This is a genomic window from Deltaproteobacteria bacterium (assembly GCA_019308995.1).
Classification (GTDB): Bacteria; Desulfobacterota; Desulfarculia; order Adiutricales; family JAFDHD01; genus JAFDHD01.
Genome location: JAFDHD010000048.1, coordinates 1 through 24026 on the forward strand (window position 1 = coordinate 1; position 24026 = coordinate 24026).

The 24026-nt window shown below is 51.6% G+C and carries 22 protein-coding genes; 21 read left to right on the top strand and 1 reads right to left on the bottom strand.

What is annotated here, in order from left to right; all coding sequences use genetic code 11:
- Window positions 1–127: 127 nt before the first annotated feature.
- From JRI95_09515 to JRI95_09545, 7 genes are all read left to right on the top strand, one after another.
- The gene (locus JRI95_09515; GenBank protein ID MBW2061784.1) at window positions 128–727 is read left to right on the top strand and encodes a YggT family protein; all 600 of its coding nucleotides are present in this window, start codon (window positions 128–130) and stop codon (window positions 725–727) included.
- Between the two features lie 95 nt (window positions 728–822).
- Window positions 823–1113, top strand: coding sequence for a YggU family protein (locus tag JRI95_09520; protein MBW2061785.1), 291 nt, complete (start codon window positions 823–825; stop codon window positions 1111–1113).
- Between the two features lie 13 nt (window positions 1114–1126).
- Window positions 1127–2023, top strand: a complete 897-nt coding sequence (locus JRI95_09525) for a hypothetical protein (protein ID MBW2061786.1) — start codon at window positions 1127–1129, stop codon at window positions 2021–2023.
- 16 nt (window positions 2024–2039) lie between these two features.
- Window positions 2040–2291, top strand: a complete 252-nt coding sequence (locus tag JRI95_09530) for a hypothetical protein (protein MBW2061787.1) — start codon at window positions 2040–2042, stop codon at window positions 2289–2291.
- Between the two features lie 139 nt (window positions 2292–2430).
- Complete coding sequence (locus tag JRI95_09535) at window positions 2431–3864, top strand: sulfatase-like hydrolase/transferase (protein MBW2061788.1); 1434 nt, start codon at window positions 2431–2433, stop codon at window positions 3862–3864.
- Window positions 3865–3903: 39 nt separating this feature from the next.
- Window positions 3904–4158, top strand: coding sequence for a hypothetical protein (locus tag JRI95_09540; protein ID MBW2061789.1), 255 nt, complete (start codon window positions 3904–3906; stop codon window positions 4156–4158).
- Between the two features lie 148 nt (window positions 4159–4306).
- On the top strand, window positions 4307–4546 hold the full coding sequence (locus JRI95_09545; protein MBW2061790.1) for a hypothetical protein: 240 nt from the start codon (window positions 4307–4309) through the stop codon (window positions 4544–4546).
- A gap of 232 nt (window positions 4547–4778) precedes the next feature.
- Here the strand turns inward: JRI95_09545 and JRI95_09550 are convergent, their stop codons facing one another.
- Window positions 4779–5633 carry a MerR family transcriptional regulator gene (locus JRI95_09550; GenBank protein ID MBW2061791.1) on the bottom strand — a complete coding sequence of 285 codons (855 nt, stop codon included), beginning with the start codon at window positions 5631–5633 and terminating at the stop codon, window positions 4779–4781.
- Between the two features lie 619 nt (window positions 5634–6252).
- On the opposite strand from JRI95_09550, the gene JRI95_09555 reads away from it, so the two are divergent.
- From JRI95_09555 to JRI95_09620, 14 genes are all read left to right on the top strand, one after another.
- Entirely contained in the window at window positions 6253–7434 is a 1182-nt protein-coding gene (locus JRI95_09555) for a thiolase family protein (GenBank protein MBW2061792.1), read from the top strand.
- Window positions 7435–7460: 26 nt separating this feature from the next.
- A complete protein-coding gene (locus JRI95_09560; protein ID MBW2061793.1) occupies window positions 7461–8723 on the top strand; it encodes an enoyl-CoA hydratase/isomerase family protein in 1263 nt (420 codons plus the stop codon).
- A 21-nt stretch (window positions 8724–8744) separates the two neighbouring features.
- The gene (locus JRI95_09565) at window positions 8745–9917 is read left to right on the top strand and encodes a thiolase family protein (protein MBW2061794.1); all 1173 of its coding nucleotides are present in this window, start codon (window positions 8745–8747) and stop codon (window positions 9915–9917) included.
- Window positions 9914–10324, top strand: a complete 411-nt coding sequence (locus JRI95_09570; protein MBW2061795.1) for a Zn-ribbon domain-containing OB-fold protein — start codon at window positions 9914–9916, stop codon at window positions 10322–10324. The genes JRI95_09565 and JRI95_09570 overlap by 4 nt, the downstream gene beginning before the upstream one ends.
- Window positions 10325–10400: 76 nt before the next feature.
- The gene (locus tag JRI95_09575; protein MBW2061796.1) at window positions 10401–11642 is read left to right on the top strand and encodes an acyl-CoA dehydrogenase family protein; all 1242 of its coding nucleotides are present in this window, start codon (window positions 10401–10403) and stop codon (window positions 11640–11642) included.
- A 12-nt stretch (window positions 11643–11654) separates the two neighbouring features.
- Window positions 11655–12662, top strand: a complete 1008-nt coding sequence (locus tag JRI95_09580) for an amidohydrolase (GenBank protein ID MBW2061797.1) — start codon at window positions 11655–11657, stop codon at window positions 12660–12662.
- A gap of 46 nt (window positions 12663–12708) precedes the next feature.
- Window positions 12709–14268: a long-chain-fatty-acid--CoA ligase gene (locus JRI95_09585; protein MBW2061798.1), complete on the top strand. Its 1560-nt coding sequence runs from the start codon at window positions 12709–12711 to the stop codon at window positions 14266–14268.
- Window positions 14269–14307: 39 nt separating this feature from the next.
- Entirely contained in the window at window positions 14308–15681 is a 1374-nt protein-coding gene (locus JRI95_09590) for a hypothetical protein (GenBank protein ID MBW2061799.1), read from the top strand.
- A 245-nt stretch (window positions 15682–15926) separates the two neighbouring features.
- Complete coding sequence (locus JRI95_09595; protein ID MBW2061800.1) at window positions 15927–17537, top strand: ABC transporter substrate-binding protein; 1611 nt, start codon at window positions 15927–15929, stop codon at window positions 17535–17537.
- 27 nt (window positions 17538–17564) lie between these two features.
- Window positions 17565–17852, top strand: coding sequence for a hypothetical protein (locus JRI95_09600; GenBank protein MBW2061801.1), 288 nt, complete (start codon window positions 17565–17567; stop codon window positions 17850–17852).
- A gap of 55 nt (window positions 17853–17907) precedes the next feature.
- Window positions 17908–18711, top strand: coding sequence for an SDR family oxidoreductase (locus tag JRI95_09605; protein MBW2061802.1), 804 nt, complete (start codon window positions 17908–17910; stop codon window positions 18709–18711).
- A gap of 109 nt (window positions 18712–18820) precedes the next feature.
- Window positions 18821–20383, top strand: coding sequence for an ABC transporter substrate-binding protein (locus JRI95_09610; GenBank protein ID MBW2061803.1), 1563 nt, complete (start codon window positions 18821–18823; stop codon window positions 20381–20383).
- 74 nt (window positions 20384–20457) lie between these two features.
- Complete coding sequence (locus JRI95_09615) at window positions 20458–22590, top strand: molybdopterin-dependent oxidoreductase (protein ID MBW2061804.1); 2133 nt, start codon at window positions 20458–20460, stop codon at window positions 22588–22590.
- Window positions 22591–22740: 150 nt separating this feature from the next.
- On the top strand, window positions 22741–24026 hold a 1286-nt coding region (locus JRI95_09620; protein MBW2061805.1), incomplete at its 3' end, for an FAD-binding protein.

The window sequence follows — 24026 nt, forward strand, 5'->3', positions numbered from 1 at the left end:
ATTTATAGCTCACGATATCACAGGGAAGTCAAAACCTCAACCAGCCGTCCAAACACTGAACCAACCTTGACTTTTAAGGTTTCACGTATTAGCTTAAACTCAAGATTCTTAATGAAGAAGACAGGCGATGACCCTCGAAGTAAACAGCTTTTTAGAAAGTCTGGCCAGGCTACTGGGCTTTGGCCTGACATTATACATGTGGATTATCATCACCCGGGCCGTTATCTCCTGGGTGAACCCCAACCCATATAATCCCTTTGTTCAGTTCTTATCCAGATTAACAGACCCGCCTCTTTTATACATTCGCCGCCGGCTGCCTCTCTGGATTGGCGGGATTGACCTTTCACCCGTTATCTTGATTCTGCTCCTGTTTTTCTTGAATGATTTTTTAGTTGTCTCACTCAAGGCCCTGGCCCATCATGAACCGGTCAGGATCCTGCTGCCCATTTTCTTCAGCAGCATTATCAACTTGATCCGCGCCGTTCTGCTTATCTACCTCATTGTCATCATCGCCCGGGCGGTTCTTTCCTGGATAAGTCCTGACCCGTATAACCCGATTGTTCAGTTCATCTATGGAGTGACCGAGCCGGTTCTGGGGCGTGTGCGCCGGATGCTGCCCATGCTTGTCGGCGGATTCGATTTGACGCCGATTATAGTTATCGCTGGGATTTATATAATCATGCGGATACTGGATCAGCTCATGTTTGCCATCCGCGGCATGATCTAAATTGACAGCCCTTGATCCGGAGAGGATTCAGGGAAAGCTGTTTTTCAACCAGAGGCCCTGCCTGCCAGAGACATAACTTGTCAGAAAAAAAGGATATCATTTATTTGCAGGAAGACCGGGCCGGAGTGCGCCTCAAGGTGCATCTCACGCCTCGATCGGCCCGGGATGTCATTGGCGGCGTTTATGGTGATGCGCTTCGGATCAGGGTCAAGGCGCCGCCGGTCAGCGGGCGGGCCAACCAAGCCATGCTTAAGCTCCTGGCCCGGCATCTGGGCGTGTCCCGGGACAAGATTACGATTATTTCCGGAACAACGTCGCGCACCAAGATTCTCCGCATAAAGGACCTTCCCTTAATTGAAGCAAGAGATCGCTTGAACCGAGACTGAAGCAGGGGGAGCGATGAAGGCCTTGATCATACTCCTTTGTCTTGTCTCAGCCGGGACGATGGACGCAGTAAATACGGCTCGGGTGACGGTGCGCCATGATCAGGATGAGGCCCGGCTGGCCAAGTCTTTAGCTGACCGGGCCGAAAAGATTTTGAACCGGCTGGAAGAAAAGGTCGGCCTGAGGTTCACCGCTCGGGTCGAAATCGTGCTGGCCTCATCTCGTTCCTCTTTTATTCAAGCTCAGCCGGGTGGGGTTCGGGTGCCGGACTGGGCCGTGGGGGTGGCTTATCCCAGGCTGAATCTCATAATCATCAAATCACCTCGGGCTGCCTCAAGGCAGGATGTTGGTCATGTCCTGGCCCACGAGTTGACTCACCTGGTTCTGGGCAGGATTTTCAACCAGCGGCAGGTGCCCACCTGGCTGAATGAAGCCTTGACCATGCATCTGGCTGGCGAGTGGGGCCTGTCGCGGCAGGTGGCCATGACCCGGGCCGTGATCTCTAAAAAGTTCATCCCGCTCAGGCAGCTGGTTCGAGGCTTTCCGGAAGATCGTATCGGTGCTGAGACGGCTTATGCTGAGTCCTATTATTTCATCGCCTTCCTTCGGGATCGTTTTGGCTCAGACTCCTGCCAGCGGCTGATCCGAAACCTTGGCCTGGGCATAAGCCTGGAAAATGCCTTGCTTCAAGCCACGGGCCTGCGGAGTCATGTCCTGGAAGAGGAGTTCTTTCGATGGCTTAAGCTCCGCTTTTCGATTTTTCCCATCCTGACCGGCTCGGGCGTGATCTGGTTTCTGGCCGCGCTGGCCATGATTGCCGCCTGGGTGAAAAAGAAAAGGGCCGCGGCCCGGAAGATGGCCAGCTGGGAGGAGGAGGAAGAGGAAGGGAAGGGGTCTTCCGATTATCTTTGAGTCCAGGGGTGGGCGGTTGAGCCGATATCCCGCCACCGTCTCCCCGCATGTTCTCGGCGCTGATGGCGCGCAAAGGTTTTATCAATTGTTTTGCTTGATCAAGCGAGGTCAGGCCGTTACTGGTGGGTGCATGTGGCCTCGGCCTTCCCGCTACGCCGCCACTACCAGGCGGTGTTTGGCCATGGCTGACGGGTGGCTATCTAGTGACAGCGAGGGATTCGATGGATTACTATACTCCGAAATGGGAAAAACTTTCGACTTTGGGTGAGATTGGCGAGAAGTCGCCTTTTGGCAAGAAGTTGCAGGCCTCCGGACTTAGCACAATGCCTACATTTCAGGCAAAGAGTAGCGCCGAAAGGCTTGAAAAAAAGAAATCGCGGCTAATGCTGCATAATTAAGGATAGAAAATGGAACGAAGACAATTTCTACAACTGGCCGGTGCCGGTGCGGTGAGTCTGCTCTCGCCTGGATTGGGCATGGCCCAGGCAGTGTCGAGAAAACCGAATATCGTTGTCATCCTGGCCGATGACCTGGGCTATTGCGACACCGAACTCTATGGTTGTGATCGGATCCCCACCCCGAATATAAAATCAATCGCGGAAAAGGGTGTTCTTTTCACAGACGGCTATGTCACCAACCCGGTATGCAGTCCGTCACGGGCTTCATTCCTTACCGGCCGGTATCAGCAGAGATTCGGTTTTGAGTACAATACCGGCCCATTGAGACGCGATTTTTCGGACGGGTTGGGACTGCCTCTGGCGGAGATTACCCTGCCAGATACGCTCAAAAAAGCGGGATATACCACGGGCATGGTGGGTAAGTGGCATCTGGGCACAAGACCGAAATTCCATCCGATAAGACGGGGGTTTGATGAATTTTTCGGTTTTACGTTCGGCGGGAATATGTATATTGACCCCAACCGGCCGGACGTACGAAATTATTTTAGAAACGGTCGAACCAACATGCCAGATTGGAACGGCCGGAGCCGCTTCAATCCCATCGTGAGGGGCGCTACAGTGGTCGAAGAAGAGGATTACTTGACTGACGCCTTTACCAGGGAAGCCGTGGCCTTTATCGAGCATCACCATAAAGAGCCGTTTTTTCTATACGTGCCTTATAACGCGCCGCATACTCCTCTTCAGGCCACGTTAAAGTATTATAATCGATTCCCCCATATCAAAGATGAGAGAGAGCGCATATACGCGGCCATGGTTTCGGCCTTGGACGACGGGGTGGGCGAGATTTTAAGGAAGATCCGACAGCACGGCCTGGAAAAAGATACCATGGTTATTTTTCTGAGCGACAATGGATGCGCGCTTTATACAAAGGCCTGCAGTAATCTTCCCTTAAGGCTGGGGAAAATGGCCCAGTTCGAGGGCGGGGTCCGTGTTCCCTTTGCCATGATGTGGCCTGGTCATATGCCCGCGAAAAGGGTGTATGATTCTCCGGTCAGCGCTCTGGACATTTTCCCTACCACGATAGCGGCCGCGAACGGCGAAATCTCAACAGATAGCCAGGTAGACGGAGTAAACCTGCTTCCGTATCTAAACAATAAGTTGCATTCCGCGCCCCATGAATACCTGTTCTGGCGCAACGGCCCTAATTGGGCGGTCAGGAAAGGGAATTGGAAACTGTTCGCGGCTGAAGGGCATTACTGGTTGTATGATCTTTCCAAAGACCTCGGCGAAATGACAAACCTGGCTGAAAAACAGGCGGACGTGCGAAAAGGATTACAAGCCGCCTTTGAAAAGTGGAACGCCCAGCTCAAGGAACCCCTCTGGCCGCCCCGAGGTAAAGTACCTGTTATTATTGACGGGGTATCGTTTAAATGGCACGTTTAGGGATCTGGCTCATAGAATTTTCAGAAAGGAAAACCTTGAATGATCAGAGCGTGCCATGAATCCGATTTTGAGCAGATATATGAGATCATTAATGACGCGGCTGAAGCCTATCGAGGTGTAATCCCTGAGGATCGGTGGCACGAGCCCTATATGAGCCGGGACGAATTGTCCGACGAAATAAGGGACGGAATCGTTTTCTACGGCGCTGAGATCAAGGGTCGGCTGGAAGGTGTGATGGGCATTCAGGACAAAGGGCCGGTAATGCCGGCCTCTGTAAAAAAAATGGGTCTTTAACCCTCTGATATCCACCAGGACGTCTGTCATGTTTTCAGCCTCGGACCAATGGCGTCGCGCAGCCCGTCGCCCAGCATGTTGACACTCAGGACCGTCAGCAGGATGGCCAGTCCGGGAAAGAGGGCCAGCCAAACGGCACGGCCATGGGTTGTCCTGTTATTGTGTTCCTCTGTACCAGGGCTGGAACCAGGTTGGCAATCCGTATAATTACGCCATTCCTGTGAGTGAGATCGTGGTGAGGCAGGGATCAACCGAAGTGTACCTGACCGGCGCCAGCAACAGCATTACCCAGCAGGTTTTCTGGGTGTATGCATCAGGCGATTACGTGCCTGCTTCTATTTTGGCTCCAGGGACCGGAGGCTGGGTCAAAAAGCTGGCCGGGGGTTAGGGGGAATTATGTTTCCTGGTTGATGCAAGCCGTCGTGCCGCGGTTGTTGGATCTAACGTTGATGTTAGGGGCTTAGAGAAACCGCCCGCCCCGCCGGGCTTCCTGAGTGAACCATCCTCGTCCGGCGGAGGTTGTTTTATCACGACTGTTACTGGGAGATAAAAGTTAATTAGAGACATCAAAGGCAGGGTTCATCAGCGGCCCTGCCTTATTTAAGGAATTGATAAATTGACTAACTGAAAAACCTGAATTGTCGTATTAACTCCACGCCGTCCTCGATGCTGTATTTACCATCCATGTGCACACGGTACGCAATGGCCTCGGCGACTCCGACCATAACGTAGGCCAGGAGTTCAGGGTCACCCTGCTTGAACCGACCCAGTTCCATTCCCTTTTGCAGGTCCTTGATAACCGGACGAGCTATTTTGGCGTATATCTCCTGATATTTTTTCCCAATGCCTTCTTCCTGGCCTACCGAAGCCCCTCGCATCATCTGCAAGATGTCTTTAACGCGTGGATAGACTCTAATGAAGGCCTCAGCTCTCAGGCCTAACCTGATTCCCGGATCAGACTCGCCAAGAATGCGGTCCCAATCCTCCTTCCAAAGGTTATCAAGGATATCGTCAATACAGCTGAAAAACAGCTCTTTTTTATTTCGAAAATACAGATAAAATGTACTCTTCCCAATGCCCAGTTCATCGGTAATGTCGCTGATGCTGGTGCGATAATACCCCTTTTCCGAGAAGACCCTTCCGGCTGTTACAATGAGTTCTTTTCGTTTCAACTCTTTCTGCTTTCGCACCTGCCGCGCTGCAGGATTTCTTTTTATGGAGTTTTTAAAATCTCTAGCCTCAGTGTTTTGGGTAAGCATTTGCTGGATTACATACAAAGAAAGTCCCTGATCTCTTAAGGTTTTGATGAGGTTCAGGCGTTCTAAATGTACCTCTCCGTAATAAGCCATGGTCTTATTCTTTTTATGCGGTTCAGGGAGCAGTCCTAGCCTGAGATAGTGATGTATGGAGTAGCGAGAGACCCCGCTCTTTTTCGAAAGGTCCTTGATTTTCATGTAGTAAATCGCTTCTGGCACTTAATTATCCTCCTGTACTGGCCAATATTGAAGCTCCCTGCTGCAAGCAGCAGGGAATCTTCCAAATGTTAGATAAGGACCATTTTAACTTCGCTCGCTAACCCCGCAGCAAGCTGCGGGGAATGCGCTCGCAGGCATTTTCAGGTTTGGGTATCAAGGTTCCCGAGACATCAGCATGTTTAAGCAGGTTAGTTCCTGTGACGGAATTTTGGGACGCCTTGCTTAAGTGGTCTTTATGTCAAGGCATAATTTCAATGCCTAGAATTCTAATAATTTAATCTCTTGAAGTCAAGTAATTATTGTGTAACTGTGTAGCAAATGAATAACTCCTTGAAATCTTTCATAAACATATTTAACTGTATTATCTTATATTTTTCTTGACAACAAAGTTATTGTACCTTATCTTGGACTGACTAGTCATTCTTTGTTATATAGTTGATCATTTATCACCGCTGGCTCAAAGGACATAAAGACGTCCCGATCTAGCCAGGCAGCCCTGGGCGTTAGACCTGATTCATGAACAAGGCCTCAGGTTGGTCGAAACTAGACCAGACACGATCGCATCCATAAAAAATTCAAAGGCTTCTTCGATAACCCTTATCACAAGAGGAGTCATGATATGGCTGGTCCAAACAGAGGTAAGGTTGCTTTTATAGGATATGGAGAGATCCCGACCGGGAAATACCCGGAAAGGACATCGGTACAGCAGGCCATTCAGGTATCCCTGATGGCGATGAAGACAGCGAATCTCGAAGCCTCAGCCATTGACACCATTATTACGACCAGGTCGTTCGCTGATGAGGTCTATGACTGGGGCATTGGTCTTTTCGGGGAGGAGATCGGACTCCGTACGGACCTTGAATTCCAGATGTTCACCGGCGGGGCCTCGAGTTCAGCCATGATCAAGGTAGCCATCGGACTTATTCTATCCGGGCAGTCTCAATATGTGCTCATGGTGGCTTCTAATAAATGGGGCACCATCACCAGAGGTAAGGCCGTGGACAAGCTGGCTGCCTTGCACCATGAAGATTGGGAAAGGCCTTTTGGCTTTTTTCAGATTGGCGCGGTGGCCCTCATGATGAAGCCCCTCTTTCTTCGAGGAGTCGTCACGCCGGAACAATCGGCCAGCGTGGCGGTCAGTAATCGAAAATGGGCGGCCATGAACCCTAATGCCATGTATCGAGATCCGATCACTATTGAAGACGTTCTGAACTCAGGTTTTGTCGCTGATCCGATCCATACTCTGGAATCCCCACCCCTGGCCGATGGCGCGGCCGCCCTGCTCATGACTTCGGCTGAAAACGCAAAGAACCTGGTTGATCAGCCGGTTTATCTTCTGGGTGCAGGAAGTTCCTTTTCCTTCTCCAATATCAGCCAGGCCAGAATGGGCGGCGGCCAGCGCATAGGTCAGGGTCTGGCGGCTGATGTGGCCTATGAGGAGGCCGGTGTCGGTCCAAAGGACATTGATCTAGCCTCTATATATGAACCCTATCCGGTCGGCACCCTCGCCTGGCTGCATAACCTGGGCTTGTGCGAGGGCGGCCTCCAGGGAGCGGCCCAGTGGATGCTGGAGGGCGGCGGAGCGCCCGGCGGAGAACTGCCGGTCACGACTGACGGCGGCATGCTCTCCCGGGGGCACTGCGCCATATCCGGCGGTATGCTTTTTGCCGTTGAGGCCATCAGGCAGCTTAGAGGCGAGGTCGGAGAGCGACAGGTCAAAAATCCCCAGATCGCCCTGGCCACGGCTATGGGCGGCGTGGGTAACAGCGCCTTTGTCGAAATCTTTGGGGTCAATCCGTAATTAGGCGTCAAGTTAAGGAGGGAATCATGGATTATACCAGCAAACCCCTGCCAAAGATTCGGCCATATACCAGGGAATTCTGGGAGGCAAGCAAAAGAGGGGAACTGCTTATCCAGCATTGTAAGGACTGTGATAAAAATATTTTTTACCCTCGCGAGGTCTGCCCTCACTGTCAATCAGAAAATATCGAATACATCAAGGCTTCAGGAAAGGGAAAACTCCAGTCCTTCAGCCTGGTTGAAAAAGGGGCCCCGCCTGATTTCCAGGACGACCAGCCTTATGTCATCTGTCTGGTTACTTTGGACGAGGGGGTGCGTTTGGGCAGCATGCTGGTCGGATACGATGATTATTCGAAACTCGATATAGGCATGGAAGTGGAAGTCGTCTTTGATCCGGCGACCGATGAGCTCAGTATTCCCAAGTTTAAGCCGGTCGGGTCCGACTGGACCCCTGAAAAAAAGGTTGAAGGCAACCCGTCTGAGACTGAGAAGACGGTTGAGCTGAAATTCGAGAATCTGCGGTATGAAATCAAGGACAGAGTCGTCTGGCTCACCATTGACAACGAACCCATGCGCAATGCCTTGACCGATCAGATTCAGCAGGACCTTATGACGGCCTTCCAGCAGATTCAAAAGGAACGGTCCATTCGCGCCGTGGTGCTTACCGGTGCGGGAGACAAGGCCTTTAGTTCGGGCGGTGACATCAGTTATTTCGGCACACTGGACCGGGTCGGCATGTGGGACTTCATGAAGAATCGCGGCGTTGAAGTCTGCCGGCTCATCGAAAACCTGGACAAGCCGGTTATCGCTATGGTCAACGGCTATTGCTACGCCGGAGGCCTGGAGCTCGCCCTGTGCTGCGATATCATCTATGCCTCTGAGACGGCCAAGTTCGGTCTCCTGGAGACTCGCCTTGGGGTTCTGCCCGGATGGGGTGGTACGGTCCGCCTGCCCCGGGCCATTCCTCAACGACGCGCCAAAGAGATGCTCATGACCGCGGAGAGGATTGACGCTCAGGAAGCCAAGGACCTGGGCCTGGTGAACAGGGTCTGCCCTTCGGACAGGCTAGAGGAAGAGGTCCTTGGACTGCTTGAAAGAATGAAGAACGCCGCGCCGCTGGCTATACAGGCTTGTAAGATTGTCATCAACACCACCCTCAACGTTGAGAGTATGGATAACGCCATGGGTATAGAGCGGGGCGCGATCATGTTTTTAAATACAACCAGCGACGCCCGGGAGGGGGTCACTTCCTTTTTCCAGAAGCGGCCGCCTGAATTTACCGGGTCTTAATTTAACAGGAGGATAACAAGGATGGGCAGAGGAAAACTTGCCATTATTGGCGTCGGTGAGATCCCCACGGGCTGGTTCCCGGATAGAGGGGATTGGGAAATGATTAACACTACGTGCATGGAGGCCATTAAGGACGCCGGCCTCGATAAGAACGATATCGAGGGCGTAATCAGCGTCAACCCTATGGCTCAACCAAAGCTTCAATCGGAAATCGGGTTTGGAAAAATTCCGGAAGAGTTGGGGTTAAGAGGATGTAAAGACATCTGCATTGTCAATGCTGGCGGAGCGACCACGACCAACTGTCTTCGCATGGCCGAACATTGGGTCAACAACGGTATTGCCAAAACGGTTCTGATCAATCACGCCACCAGGCACTCGGGCATCACCCTGGAGGACGCCATCAACTTTTTTGCCACTGCTGGCATAGATCTGCAGTGGGAGTACCCCTTCGGCATGACCTACAACGGCGTCATGGCTCTTATGGCGAATAGGTACATGTATGAAACCGGAACAACACCGGAACAAATAGCTGCGGTCTGCGTGGCTAACCGGGAGTGGGCCATGCTGGATCCTAATGCGCGATACCGGAAGCCGCTGACGATTGAGCAGGTGCTTGAGTCCAGGATGGTCAGCACGCCGCTGCGCGCCTTTGAATGCAATGTGCTCTCAGACGGGGCCGCGGCCATGGTCGTCACTTCCGGCGAACTGGCGCCGCAGATAACGGATACGCCGGTTTACAAACTTGGCGAGGATGTCCTGTACCTGGGGGCTACCGCCACCCAGCGCAAGGATCGCAAAATCGGCAAAGGTCCGCGGGCGGCTCAAAGAGCGCTGGAGGAGGCCGGCCTGACACTCGATGATATGGATATCCTGGAGATTTATTTCGCTTATCCTCATGTTTTTCTGCTGCTGCTTGAGGGGCTTGGCGTGTGTAAACCGGGAGAAGCCGGTCAGTTCGTCATGGACGGCCATACTTCCCCAGGCGGGAAGATTCCATGCTCGACCATCGGCGAGTTATCGCGCGGCCATACCGGCTCCGGCGTGAGCACGGCCTACTATGTGGAGTGCGCGCGTCAGCTCATGGGCAAGGCCGGTGAAAGGCAGGTGCCTGACGCCAGATATCTTTTAACCAATGCCGCCGGAGGGTCTGGCATGAACATGATTTGGAGTGTTTTTGGGAGGGATATACCATGACAGAGTATAAGAAGCCGATACCCGTACCTCAGCCGTGGACCGAGGAGTTCTGGAAGGCGTCCACGCAGCATAAATTCTTGATCCAGCATTGTAATGACTGTGACACCAATATCTTTTATCCGCGCAAATTCTGTCCGGAGTGCTGGGGGTCGAACTTAAGCTGGATTGAATCGAAAGGCAAAGGCAAACTTTACACCTTCACCGTTACCATGCACGGCGTAGAGCCAAAATTTATGGACGACCTGCCTTATGTGCTGGCTCTTGTTGATCTGGATGAAGGTATTCGAGTCATGACGCGGATTGTGAACTGCGATCACGAAGACCTCAGATGCGATATGCCAGTGGAGCTGGTCTGGGAGGACGTCCACGAAAACTTCAGCATATATTACTTCCAACCGGTAAAGTGATTGGTTAAAGCCTTGGTTCAAGAGACAAGGCACATGAGCTGATTCTGCTTTGGGTCAGGAGGAGGTCTGACAAGAAATGCCCTATTTTGGCTGGGATGAAGAATACCTGTCCATGGTGCGATCATCCATACAAAAGTTTTGCGAGAAAGAATTGAACCGGGAATACGTGCGATGGATGGACGAAAACGTTGATTTTCCGCCGGATGTTCTTTGGAGGAAGGTCGCTGACTTTGGCTATTTCGCTCGAGGAATACCAGAGGAATACGGCGGCTCAGGTCCGGCTGACAGTCCATATGAGGGGTTGATCCTCCAGGAAGAAATCGCCACCGCCTCGGTTGCGTTAATGCTGGCCATTGGGGCGGCGAATGGATTTGGGACCGGATTTATTGGCGCCCTGGGGAATGAAGATCAAAGAAGGGAGTTCCTGCCTAAATTTGCCAAAGGTGAAGTCAAGATGTGTATGGCCCTGACTGAGCCCGGCGGGGGTACCGATATTTTAGGCTCCCTGCGCACCACGGCCGTAGAGGATGGGAATGATTATGTCCTCAACGGGCAAAAGGTTTTTATTACCGCGGCCCACGCGGCGGACTATATCATAACCTTTGCCATCACCGATAAGAACCCGGCCCGGCGATCTGAGGCCTGGTCTGTCTTCCTTGTGCCAGCCGACTCCCCGGGGCTCACCACCAGAAAAATTCCTAAATTGGGCATCCACGCCTGCGCCTGCGCCGAAATTTTCTATGAAGACGTTCAGGTCCCGAAAGAGTTTATGCTCGGCCCAAAAAACCAGGGCTACCGGTTCTTACTCGGGGGCGGCGCGGGCGTATCTGGCAGTGGCGGGGCCAGCGAAAGGCAGGCCCGACAGGCCGCCGCCGGCCTGCTGAACGTAGAGCGGGTGGCCACCTCGCTAATGTCTCTGGGAATAGCCAAGGCCGCCTATGCCGACGCCTTCAAGTATTCATTAGAGCGGGAGGCCTTTGGCAAACCGATCGGCCAGTTCCAGATTATCCAGAACTATCTGGTGGAAATGGCCATGCAGATCGAAAACGCGCGCAACATGATTTACAGCACCGCGGCGTTGTCCCTGATGGGTAAGCCCAGTATAGTCCAGGCCCAGATGTCCAAGGTCGTCGCTGCCCGGGCCTCAGAGTATTGCGCCATTAAAGGGATGGAGATCTTAGGCGGTTACGGTTTTACCATGGAATATGACCTGCAGCGGCATTTCCGGGATTACAAACAGATGGTTTTTGCTCCTATTACTGACGAGATGGCTATAAACGTCATTGCACGTATGCTGGGGCTGCCGAAATCCTACTAAAGGGGAAAGACGATGTCGTTTGAAAAAGATGATTATTTCAAAATTGATCCGGAATGCCACCTGATCGGGGATATAGAGCCGGTCAACCACTTTCCCGGGGTTCAAATGTGGTGGAAAGCCATTGCCAATATTGCCCGGCCGCTGTTTTCCGGGATGCCCGAGGATTTTGCGTCATTGTTAGACCCTCAGGATATAGAAAAATCCCCTGACCCGGCAAATATTCTGAGGGCTATAGACAAGTATGGAGTGGACATCGCCTGCCTGCTGCCAGAATCCATGATGGATACTACCGGTTACACCAGCCGGTGGTGCACCAATGGTGAGATGGCTGAGATTGTCGAATCGAACCCCGACCGTTTCATGTACCAGCCCAACATCTCCCCCATAAAATATAAAGGCGTGGATAACACTATCTGGGAGTTGGAGTACTGGGTCAAGGAGAAGGGGGCCAGGGTCTTCAAGTTTTATCCGCCTGAAGATACCTATATCAACGATCCTGAGCTGTGGCCTTTTTATAAAAAGGCTGAAGAACTGAACATCGTACTGGATATCCACACCGGCTTCTGCTGGGTGCCGCCAGGCAAGAGTAAGTATGCCTTGCCCATACTCCTGGATGACGTGGCCCGCGATTTCCCTGAACTCAAAATCGTGGCCTTTCACATGGGATACCCTTACTGTGACGACCTCAATATGATCGCCATGGGTCATCCGAATGTTTACCCCTGCCTGAGCCTGCTTGTTCCCTGGGCCATAACTCAACCGCGCAAGTTCGCAAAAATAATCGGCGAGGCGCTCCGATGGGTTGGTCCGGACAAGATCATCTGGGGGTGCGATTACGCCGGATTTGGCGTCCAAATTGGGGCGGCAGTCAAAGGACTCAGGGACTTCCAGATTCCGGACGATATGCAGGAGAGTTATGGATATCCCGAGATCACTGATGAAGACCGCCGGAAAATTTTTGGCGAGAACCTGGGACGACTTCTGGGTGTTGACACCTCAAAACGGCGCGTCAAGGTTTAGCGGCTGTGACGATCCTGGCGATTGTCTCGAATGAAAGGAGGGGGTCATGATCTATTTAGGCGATATCCCGATGAAGAATGCCAAGAGGTTCCCGGATGATGAGTGCGTGGTATTCGAAGGGACCCGCCTTGCCTGGCGGGAGTTTAATGAAAGGATCAACCGGTTGGCCAATGGCATCCTTGCGCGCGGGTACAAACCAAAGGAGCATATCGCCGTGTTACTTGAGAACTGTCACCAATACCTGGAAATCTATTATGCCTTGGCCAAGCTGGGCATGGTGACGGTACCGCTGAATTACCGGCTCTCCGAAAAGGAGCTTGCCCACATTATCAATCATGCCGATGCAGTGGCCCTTATGGCTGGGGGAGCGTATCTCGAAACAGCTAATAATCTCAAACCCAACCTCGAGAAGGTCAGGGAATTCATCGGTGTGGAAGAACCTGCTCAAGGGATGACCTTTTATGAAGATATCATTCAAGGTGGCGATCCAAGCGAGCCTGACTGGGAAAAACTGGATGAGAATGACATGGTCATTCTTATGTATACAGGCGGCACCACAGGGCTGCCCAAAGGAGTGATGCTCTCCCACCGGAACCTCATGGCCGCTTTCGGCGGGATTACCATGGCCAGCACGGGCATGACGGTGCGAGGGTTTAGAACCCTCTTTATCCTCCCTCTCTTTCATATCGCTAACTGGCAGGCCTTCTGTTTCCAGCTGCAAGGCGGTTCGGTCGTTATCAACCGGCGGCCTGACATCAATGAAATCGTGCGGCTTATCCTTGAGGAAAAGCCTGTGAGCATGAATCTGGTCCCGGCGATTTACCAGTTCATGCTTCAGATACCTGATATCGAGAAACATGACTTTTCTCATATCAGGGGCCTCTCATTCGCCGGGGCCCCGATGCCCATTGAGATCTGGAAAAAATGCGTTCAGGTCTTCGGGGATAAATTCGGCCAGGGATACGGATTGACAGAGGCCGCCCCCACGGTTTCGACCATGGGACCGGATGACTACGACCTGGAAGGACCGCTTGCCTTTCGTCTTAAATCAGTCGGCACGGAGGCCATAAACTGCAGGGTCAAGATTCGGAGAGAGGATGGGACTGAATGTGAGCCGAACGAAAAGGGAGAGATCACGGTCTTTGGGAAGAACGTCATGCTTGGGTACTGGAAGGATCCGGAACAGACCGGGACCGCCCTCAGGGATGGCTGGCTTTATACCGGGGATATAGGCTACAAGGATGAAGAAGACTATATCTACCTGGTTGATCGCAAGCATGACATGATCATTTCTGGCGGGGAGAACGTCTATCCCACGGAAGTGGAAAACGTCCTTTATCAGCACCCCGCGGTCTTGGAAGCAGCCGTTATCGGTGTTCCCGATGAAAAATGGGGAGAGGCGGTCAAGGCCGTGGTGGCGCTCAAACCAGACCAAAAAGCCACGGAAGAAGAACTTATTACCTTTGTCAGAAAGCAAATCGCAGGTTATAAGACACCGAAATCAGTGAATTTTGTTCAAGTGCTGCCCAAAACAACGGTGGGAAAAATTCGCCGCCGCGATGTCAGAGAAAAATACTGGGAAGGCAGGGACAGGCCGACTGATTAGGGCTCATCAGGACAACCTCAAAGTTTGAAAGGAGAAATAATGGCCTACCAAGAGATTTTTAAACCCATAAAGATAGGGTCATGCGAAATTAAAAACCGTATTGCTATGGCTCCGATGAACACCCTTTATTCCAGCAATAATAACGGACTGGTCAACGACCAGATCTTAAATTATTACGCCAAAAGGGCCCGCGGGGGAATCGGCCTCATAATTTCCGAGTGTGTCCTGGGCACCAGGCTGGCGGCAAAATTCCCCTACACCACCAACCTGCATCTCTTTAATACTGGTCATCTGGCCGGTCTTGAGGAACTGGTCAATGTTGTTCATCACTTTGGGGCCAAGATTTTTATTCAGCTTTCCATTGGCTTCGGTCGGCAAGGCCATGCCCTTGACGGTTCTCCTTCGCCCGCCCCTTCTCCGGTTCCACTGGAAATAAAGCCAGAGAATGTACCGCCTTCCCTGCTCAAGCTTACCATGGAAAATCCAGGGCTTTTAGCGGCGCGCGCCGAGGAACATGTTCCCTATGAAATGACCCTTAAGGAGATAAATAATGAAATAGAGGAATATAAATATTCTTGTATGCTAGCCGTCATGGCCGGATTCGATGGACTCGAAATCCATGCCCCTCACGGTTACCTGGAGCATCAGTTTTTTTCTCCGAGGTCTAATAAGCGCACCGACCTTTACGGAGGCAGTTTCGAGAATCGAGCCCGCTTCACCATCGAAGTATTTGAGGCTGCGCGCGCCGCGGTCGGGTCAAATTTCCCCTTGGGAATCCGGCTCAGTGCAGATGAACATATGCCCGATGGTTTCACGCATGAGGACATGAAACGTCTCGTGGCTTTGCTGGTGGCTGGAAATCCGATGGGTACTTTCCGACCTGGCACGGGTAATGCCCCGCAGCCGCTGCCTGGAATTGATTATCTCAATATATCTGATGGGTCTTACGAGGCCGTGAAATACTTCTTCCCGGATGAGGAGGCTTTTCACATGCTCGATGAGGCAACTTCTTTACGGGAGACGGCCAAGGTCCCGGTCATCTGTCCTTCTATCCATGATCCCGACAATGTGGAAAAAGTCCTTAAGGAAGACAGGATTGATATGATTTCACTCGGACGGCAGACGTTCACCGACCCGGACTGGGTAAATAAAGTCCAGGCAGGGAAGGTGGATGACATCAGGAGATGTATTCGCTGCAATCGCTGCCTGCTGCGCACCTTGCAGGGATTACCCGTGCGCTGTATCCGCAATCCTGAAACCGGTTTCGAGAAGTATGACCAGTCGCTCAGGATGGATATACCCAAAAAGTCCTTGATTGGTCTGAAAATACCCGATGGGTTCGCCGGGATCAGCAGGGACATGATTACCCAGCGGATACAAGCGATGTCTGATGCTAAAAGCGGTGATGATTAAACTGATACCTGTTCATAAGTTGTACGACTTTTAACGGACCATAAATTTCACATAAAGCATTCAAAAAAGAAACAATAAAAACCGGAATTAATATATCTGACTTTCAAGATAGCTGATTAGTCAGGAAAGAAAGGTGCGGCTTTTCCCCCTGTATTTAAATATTAAAATTATTTCAATTAGTTATATTTCAATTCGATCTGAATATTTTTTTTATTCATTATTTTTCAAATAAGGGGATTGGAAAAATGCAAACGACGCAAAAAAAAGGCCACTCGCTTTCGTTTCAAAGGTTAGTTAACTTACTCACAATTGTTATCGTCAATGTGTGCATCCTCAGCCTCTGGTTAACCAGTATATCTTTGGCTGCTCAGCCAAGATACGGCGGAACGTATCGGAGGTCGGCAAGCGAGCCAAGGACCTTTGACCCGCACAAGGATTCCGGGGCAAATACACCTAGAATTATAAACAGTACCTACAATACCCTTTTGCGGTGGAATCCAGATCAAACTGAGATTGAACTTGATCTGGCCGAGAGCTGGAAAAGAGTGGATGATTGCACCTACATCTTCAAGATTCCCAGGGGTGTGCGTTTTCATAATCTCCCGCCGGTGAACGGTCGTGAGGTTACTTCTGAGGACGTTAAATACAGCATTGAACGGCTGGCCGGGATGCACGGGGAAAAGCCCAAGTACAAGAATCGCTACTATTTTGAGGGTAAGTTGGAATCAATTACCACGCCCGACAGATATACGGTCGTTTTCAAGACCAAGGAGCCTTATGCGCCTTTTATCAGCTATATCGCTTCTTCGTGGAGTGCGATCGTGCCCCGGGAGGCTGTGGAGAAATTTGGAGATTTAAAGCGTAAGGCCATCGGGACCGGCCCTTTCATGCTGGGGGATCGCATGAAAGGCTCTCATATTATTCTGGTGCGGCATCCGAACTACTTCAAGAAAGGATTTCCTTATCTGGATAAGATCCATATGAAGATCATGGAGAATGTCACGGTCACCATGTCGGCCTACCTGGCGGGCAAGCTCGATATAGTAACGGCCCAGCACTTCCAGGTCAGGACCATAAAAAGGAAAGTACCGGACACTGTGTTTGTCAGAGGGAAACTGCTTTATAACTTTCACATCAGGATACCGCCCTGGTCAGACAAGCGGCCCTTGAAGCCCCCTTTTGATAATCCTAAGGTCAGGCAGGCTATTGCTATGGCTATTGATAAGCAGAAACTTATGAAACTTGCCTGGGGCGGCTATGGGACGGTGCAGATCGGTCCGGTGCCCAACTGGCCTCCATATTCCCTCCCAGAGGAAGATCAGGTCAAGTACGATCCCGAACAGGCCCGGAAGCTCCTGGCTGAGGCGGGGTACCCTGATGGCTTTTCAGCCGAAATGATCTCCCCTAGCAACCCTGCTCTTACTGGCGGCGCCCAGGTGGCCCAGGCAATGCTTAAGGCGGTAGGCATCAATGTTAATCTGAAGATACTGGAGTTCGCCCAATTCTTCAGTCGAGCCTGGAAATTTGATTATGAAATGGCCTACACCTCCCTGACGGCCGGTTTTGATCCTGAAGAATATCTCGTTCCTTACTTCGGAGATACAAAGAAGGCCACTTACTACAAGTGGAACAATAAGGAAATTCACCGCATGATTGAGGAACAAAGGAAGATCCTTGACCCTCAAAAACGTGCCAGGATGATCCAGGAAATCCAGAGAAAAATATTAAAAGACGCGCCCATGGTCTTCGTGTACTCCCTGGATGTGGTTGGCGCATTCAAGCCTTATGTTTACCCTAAAAGGATGTTTATTAACCCCTATGCCGGGGAGACTGAAGACATCTGGCTGGATAAATAATAGACCCCAAACAGAGGTAAGGTCAGGATGAGGCACGAAATCCTCTTTCAGCCGATCCGCATTGGTCCTGTTGAGATCAAGAACCGTCTGGTCCTGGCGCCGACAAACACTAATGGGGTCTCGTCCTCCCGCGCCTTTATTGCCGATCCTGAGTGGGCTAACAAGGTGTGGGAAGATCAAGCTGAGAATATTCAGAAATGCCGGCGTTGTAACAGATGTATTTACGAGCTGTTTGCCAGCCGCCCCGTGCGCTGCACGGTTAATAAAAAAGCAGGCCGGGAAAGATTCGACTTGCCAGAGCTTCTGGGTATTTGAAGCGACCCGGTTGATAGCGATTGCCTCAAGGTATGAGACATAGTTGAGGAGATAGATGTTGAAACTAAAAGACAAGGTGGCCGTGGTCACAGGCGGCGGCAGAGGCATAGGCCGGGCTATTTGCCTGGCCTTCGCCCGTGAGGGTGCGGATCTTGTTATCGCGGCCGACGAGGAGTCCGAGGTTAAGGCGGTGGCCGAACATGTGACAACGATGGGCAGAAAGGCGCTTCCGTGCCAGCTTGATATCACCAGGCCCCATGAAGTCCAGAAATTGGTCAGGCGTACTTTTGAGACCTTTGATCGAATAAATATCCTGGTGAACAACGCCGGTGTGGTGGGCAAGCGTTCCTTCGTGCATCAATCCGATGATGACATCTGGCGTCGCACCATCGAGGTTAACCTGATCGGGACATATTATATGATCAAAGCCTTTCTTCCCAAGATCATGGAACTTGAACAGGGGCGGGTCATCAACATTGCCTCTATTTCAGGCAAGCAGGCCAGCCCGACCAATTCAGCCTACAGCGCCTCCAAACACGGTGTTATCGGCCTGACCCGGACCGTAGCCGTAGAGATGGGATTATTGGGTCTGCCTGGCATCACGATCAATGCTATCTGCCCCGGTGTAGCCAACACCGGCATGATTACCGGGCCCGGCGGCGTTTTAGACGAGCTGTCTCGTCTGACCCAAACCCCGCCGGAGGTGGTGCTGGAGGAACGCATCAAACCCATGGCCTTACAAAAGCGGTTGGTAGAACCGGAAGAGATTGCCGAAATGGCGGTTTATTTGGCATCGGATGATGCACGGGGAATTACCGGACAGGCCATCAATGTATGCGCTGGCACAGTATTTTATTAAACCAATGAACTATCTGAACATGAAGCGATGCTTGGCAACAAACATTAAACCTGCCGTGTCACCGTTTAAGATAATCGGAGGCACGGTCAGCCCGTGAAGGAGGTGCACCATGAAAGGAACAAGGCATAATTATCTCTGGGGGCTTTGTTTTGCCACGATAATGTTAATCATCTTCATCTTTGCATTCAGACCCCTAGCCGGACTGGCGGCTCAAACCGGGGATGTCATATACGCAGTCAGTGCAGACTCATTTGGTAGGGTCGGTGGTGATCCGGCCACCTTTAGCGGCGGTAGTGGGCCAAGTGTCTCTCATACTGTTTTCGATGGTCTGACTATTGAGGACATGGATAAGCGTGATGTTCCTGCCATAGCCAAATCCTGGAAGGTTGCCCCGGGCTGGAAGTACGTTGATTTTTTTCTGCGAGACGATGTGAAATTCCATGACGGAAACCCGGTGACGGCGGAGGATGTGAAATTCTCCTTAGAGACATACATGCGTAAGGAGCTTAAGTTTCTATTTTACCCTATTTTATCACGCAAGATCAAGGCGATCGAGGTGAAGAATCCCTATCATCTTCGCGTTCATTTCAATACATCCTACATGGGATTTTGGGGGCAGTTTGGTTTTGGCGGTGGTGTCATGCCCAAGGCATACCGCGAAAAGGTGGGTGACAAAGGCTTCGCTGACAAACCTATCGGAGCCGGGCCGTTTAAGTGGATAGACTATCGGCAGGATCAATGGTTCCTCCTCGAGGCCGTTAAAAATCATTACCGCCATACCCCTGAATATAAAACGCTGAAGTTTGTCTATGTGCCGGAGCATTCGACACGGCTGGCTATGCTCAAGGCCGGAGAGGCGGATATCATCTCCCTCATTGGACCTCATATCCCGCCGGTCAAAGCTGATCCTAATTTAAGGATCGTCTATTCACCTTATGTTACAGGCACGGTTCTGGCCTTTGGCGATTTGCGCCGACCCAAAGACCCCAGCCCTTTTCACGATATCCGGGTCCGAAAGGCCGCCAGTCTGGCCATTGACCGAAAGATCATCTGCAAAAAAATTCTCTTCAACGCGTCCGAACCGTGGGGGGAGGTCCTGGCCCCGGTTACATTAGGGTATGATCCCTCGGTCAAGCCGGACCCCTATGATCCTGAGGCGGCTAAAGCTCTTTTAGCCGAGGCTGGGTATGCCAATGGTTTCGAAACTACCCTGAATGTCCCAATCAGCAGTAAATATTGGGCCGAGGCAATCGCGGCCAATCTGGCAGACGTTGGGATCAAAGCCAAGGTGGAACTGTATGAAGGAGGCACCTGGATCAAGGTTTTTCGCTTTAAAAAACTTCGCGGACTCGTCTCGACGATCTCGTTTTATAATGCCTTGCGCGAAGGCCCGGCCAATCTTCTTAACTTCTATGTTAAATTCATGCCCTATTGTTATCTAACCACGCCGGAAATCCATAAGTCTGTTTTAAAAGCCGGCTGGTCCCTAACCGAAGATGAGATCGTCGAATGGGACAGGAAGATATCCAAGCTCATTCGTGACAGCCGTATCAACATCCATCTGTGGGCGAATCATTCACCTTACGGTATTGGTCCAAAGATAGAGTTCTATAAACCAAAAGCCGGGAGCGCTCCCACCCAGGCCTATGAATACATCAGGCTCAAACGCTGACCCTATTTTTAATGCCCCAGCCCTTGACAAGGCAACTGCGGTAAAGCCTGTCTTACAAATTAGGTGGGTTAATTATGAGTCAAAAGCGTGTTGTCCGTTCGGCCTGCCGAATGTGTCACGGGGTTTGCCAGGTCTTGGTCCACCTGGATGGGGATCGGGTGGTCAAGATCACCGGTGACCCTGAGAGTCCTGTCAGCAAAGGCTATATCTGTCCTAAAGGCGTGGCCTCAATTGAGTTACTCTACCACCCGGATCGTCTAATCTATCCGTTACGGCGCACAGGTAAACGCGGCGAAAACAGGTGGGAGCGTGTCTCCTGGGACGCCGCCTTAGATGAAATAACGGAACGATTAAGCGCGATCAAGCAGGAAAACGGCCCTGAGTACTTTGGGATGTCGCAGGGTACAGGCCGGCCGTACATGAATCTCGCTCCCCGGTTCGCCAATGCCTTTGGCACTCCAAACTACACCAGCGTGGGCCATATCTGTTATGCGCCCAGAGTTATAGCCAGCATCCTGACCCTGGGCCGGCTTCCGGTTTGTGATGTCTATGGGTTTGGAGGAGAAAAACCCGCCTGCGTGGTCCTGTGGGGATGTAACGTCACTTACACCGGCGCTTCTGACGGCATGTGCGGCGGTATGGTGGAAAAAGCCATGCAAAAGTCAGAAAAGCTGATCGTTATTGATCCCAGACGCATCCCTCCAGCGGAGAAGGCCAACCACTGGCTGCAGCTTCGCCCGGGAACAGACGGCGCTCTGGCCCTGGCTATGATCAACACCATTATCTCAGAAGAACTCGTGGACCAGGATTTCATTGAAAATTACACGGTCGGTTATGAAAAATTGGTCGAACACGTCCGCCCCTTCACCCCTGAATGGGCGACCTCGATTACACGATTAAAGACCAAAGACATCCGGGCTACAGCACGAACTTACGCCGCCGCCAAACCAGCCTGCATCCAGTGGGGGAACGCCCTGGATATGAGCGCCTGCAACCTGCAGACGGCGCGGGCAATATTGATCTTGAGCGCTATTTGCGGAAACTTCGACCGGCCTGGCGGCGATGTCCACTGGGTTCCACCTGAACAAGTGAAACAGAAATCTCCCTTCATCAATCCGGGTGTCTTTGGCGGTCGGTTTTTACCTCCTGATAAGGCATCACGCCGTGTTGACCGACACAAATACCCGTTAAGCGGCGTAACGCATCCGCCGTCTTACTGGCGCTCCATCGTGACTGGTGATCCTTATAGAATACGCGCCATGTGGATTGTGGGCTCCAACCCTCTGGTGACCAATACTCATTCTCTGGAAGTCGAACAGGCCTTGAGGCTGCTCGAATTTACCGTGGTTTCTGATTTCTTCTTAACGCCGACCGCTCAGCTGGCGGACCTGGTGCTGCCTGCGGCCACCTGGCTTGAGCAGGACGATATAGCGAACTTGCATAAAATATGGTGCGTCCTGGCCAGAAAGAAGGTGGCGCAAATCGGTGAGGCGCGCGACGACAAGGAGGTGATGATTCAACTCGCAAACCGTCTGGGCATGCAGGAAGCCTTTCCCTGGAAAGACCTGCGCGAATACCACGACTGGGTCCTGGAGGATACCGGCCTGAATTTTGATCAGTTCTGCGCGCGCGGCATACTGATGGGAGAGATGCGCTATTACAAATATAAACAGGATGGTTTTAACACGCCTTCAAAAAAGGCGGAGATTTATTCGAGTGCGCTGGAGAATATGGGGTTATCACCGCTGCCAGTTTATCGAGAACCGCCCATCTCACCCATATCCACTCCTGATGTGTATAAAGAGTACCCGCTGATATTAACAACCGGCGCTAAGATTAAAACATTCTTCCACAGTGAAGGACGCCAGATCGAATCGCTTCGGCGTGCGAACCCTGACCCTCTGGTCGAAATACATCCCGACACCGCATCATCCCTGAATGTTAATGACAATGATTGGGTCTGGATCGAAACCCAGGAAGGCAGGGTGCAAATGCGCGCCAGACTTTTTGACGGCATGGCCAAGGACCTGGTCTGCGCCCAGCATGCCTGGTGGTTTCCTGAAGACGAACCGCCCGAGTATGGCTGGAAAAAATCCAGTGTGAACCTGTTGTTCGGGGATACGGATTATGATCCGGATACAGGCTCAGAGCCGCTGCGCAGCGCGCTCTGCCGGGTTTATCCGGTTGGATTTAAAGGGGCTGACTAATCAAATCCCGTCTTTTCCCATTCCGGCGGATAATGTCGTTCAGATTCATATGACCCGGCCATGGGGACCTATCAATTAAGAGCATTGCTCTGTAAAATCTATAAAGATACTTAGCTCTGATTCAGGCTTCATTAAGGAGGCTTTTAGGGAATGAACGTTTACGATATCGGAAATGTCGTTAAAACAGATTTGCTCATAATCGGCGGCGGATTTGGTGGATTATTTGCGGCTATCAAGGCCAAACAAAACGGCGTGAAGGATGTAACCATTGTAGATAAAGGGGCCGTCGCCATGACAGGCCAGTCAAGGCTGGCAGCCGGGGCCACAGTTTATCTGCATCCTGGGGATGATCTTGAAGAATGGATCAAGGCCATCTTTATCGGCCAGCAGGGGTTATGCAACCAGGACATGGTCGAATCCTTTTTAGTTCAATCCTTTGAGCGGCTGAGGGAGTTCGAGGACATGGGCATTGTTTTCAGGAGAAATCCGCAGACTAATGATTATTTTCGTATGAACTCGCGAGGTCTGGTTCCGGTTCAGATGACAATCGGCGCGACCTATAAAGAATGGATCGGAGGAACGGCGCTGACTACAGTTCTGCGCAAAACAGCGCTCAGGCTGGGTGTCCGGTTTTTTAATAAAATTTTTATTAATGATTTGATAGTGAGAGATAACCAGGCCTCCGGCGCGGTCGGCTGTCACCGAAGAACCGGGGATTTTTACATTTTCAAGTCTCAAGCGGTGGTGGTGGCGGCCTGTGACTGTAGTTTTCGCGGCAACTACTGCTGCGTGGAAGCGACCACGGGTGATGCCTTTGCCATAGCCTATCGTGCTGGCGCAGACCTAACCAATATGGAACAAATGGTCATTAATACAGCGCCCCTGGCTTATAATTTCGAGGGAACCGGCCCGACCGGTCAAGCCGGGGCCCGGTTTTTAAATGCTGCTGATGAAGACTTCATGCCCCAGTATGACCCGCAAGGCAGCCGCGCTGAAATCAATCATATTGTTCAAGCCATGGCTCAGGAGCATAAAAAAGGTCATGGCCCGCCTTTTTATTATGACTTCAGGTCATTGCCTGAGCAGATGGAAGCGGCGTTCCTCAATAATTTTGGGGGATGGATGCCTCGGAACCTGATCAGGCTGAAGGAGAAAGGCATAAGGATTTTTCGTTCCAAAGTGGATTGGGCGCCCGCCCTTCAGACCCTTCGAGGAGGCATTAAAACTGACATTAATTGCATGAGTAATGTTGCCGGTCTGTTTGCCAGCGGAACGGCCCAATCCATGGGACCGGGACTCTTTAACGGCTGGTCTTCGGGAAAATCCATCTGGTCGGGCTCGACCGCTGGTTCTTCAGCGGCAGAATACCTTAAACATGCGGCTTCCTTTAAGCTGGATTCAGATCAAATCATGAACCTTAAAGATGCGCTTTTCAG

Bases quoted from the DNA above. Each gene is read 5' to 3' on its own strand.
- JRI95_09610 (MBW2061803.1), top strand. From the start codon at position 18,821: ATGAAAGGAACAAGGCATAATTATCTCTGGGGGCTTTGTTTTGCCACG.
- JRI95_09600 (MBW2061801.1), top strand. From the start codon at position 17,565: ATGAGGCACGAAATCCTCTTTCAGCCGATCCGCATTGGTCCTGTTGAG.
- JRI95_09580 (MBW2061797.1), top strand. From the start codon at position 11,655: ATGTCGTTTGAAAAAGATGATTATTTCAAAATTGATCCGGAATGCCAC.
- JRI95_09570 (MBW2061795.1), top strand. From the start codon at position 9,914: ATGACAGAGTATAAGAAGCCGATACCCGTACCTCAGCCGTGGACCGAG.
- JRI95_09535 (MBW2061788.1), top strand. From the start codon at position 2,431: ATGGAACGAAGACAATTTCTACAACTGGCCGGTGCCGGTGCGGTGAGT.
- JRI95_09525 (MBW2061786.1), top strand. From the start codon at position 1,127: ATGAAGGCCTTGATCATACTCCTTTGTCTTGTCTCAGCCGGGACGATG.
- JRI95_09605 (MBW2061802.1), top strand. From the start codon at position 17,908: ATGTTGAAACTAAAAGACAAGGTGGCCGTGGTCACAGGCGGCGGCAGA.
- JRI95_09615 (MBW2061804.1), top strand. From the start codon at position 20,458: ATGAGTCAAAAGCGTGTTGTCCGTTCGGCCTGCCGAATGTGTCACGGG.
- JRI95_09560 (MBW2061793.1), top strand. From the start codon at position 7,461: ATGGATTATACCAGCAAACCCCTGCCAAAGATTCGGCCATATACCAGG.
- JRI95_09565 (MBW2061794.1), top strand. From the start codon at position 8,745: ATGGGCAGAGGAAAACTTGCCATTATTGGCGTCGGTGAGATCCCCACG.
- JRI95_09540 (MBW2061789.1), top strand. From the start codon at position 3,904: ATGATCAGAGCGTGCCATGAATCCGATTTTGAGCAGATATATGAGATC.
- JRI95_09585 (MBW2061798.1), top strand. From the start codon at position 12,709: ATGATCTATTTAGGCGATATCCCGATGAAGAATGCCAAGAGGTTCCCG.
- JRI95_09575 (MBW2061796.1), top strand. From the start codon at position 10,401: ATGCCCTATTTTGGCTGGGATGAAGAATACCTGTCCATGGTGCGATCA.
- JRI95_09555 (MBW2061792.1), top strand. From the start codon at position 6,253: ATGGCTGGTCCAAACAGAGGTAAGGTTGCTTTTATAGGATATGGAGAG.
- JRI95_09595 (MBW2061800.1), top strand. From the start codon at position 15,927: ATGCAAACGACGCAAAAAAAAGGCCACTCGCTTTCGTTTCAAAGGTTA.
- JRI95_09515 (MBW2061784.1), top strand. From the start codon at position 128: ATGACCCTCGAAGTAAACAGCTTTTTAGAAAGTCTGGCCAGGCTACTG.
- JRI95_09590 (MBW2061799.1), top strand. From the start codon at position 14,308: ATGGCCTACCAAGAGATTTTTAAACCCATAAAGATAGGGTCATGCGAA.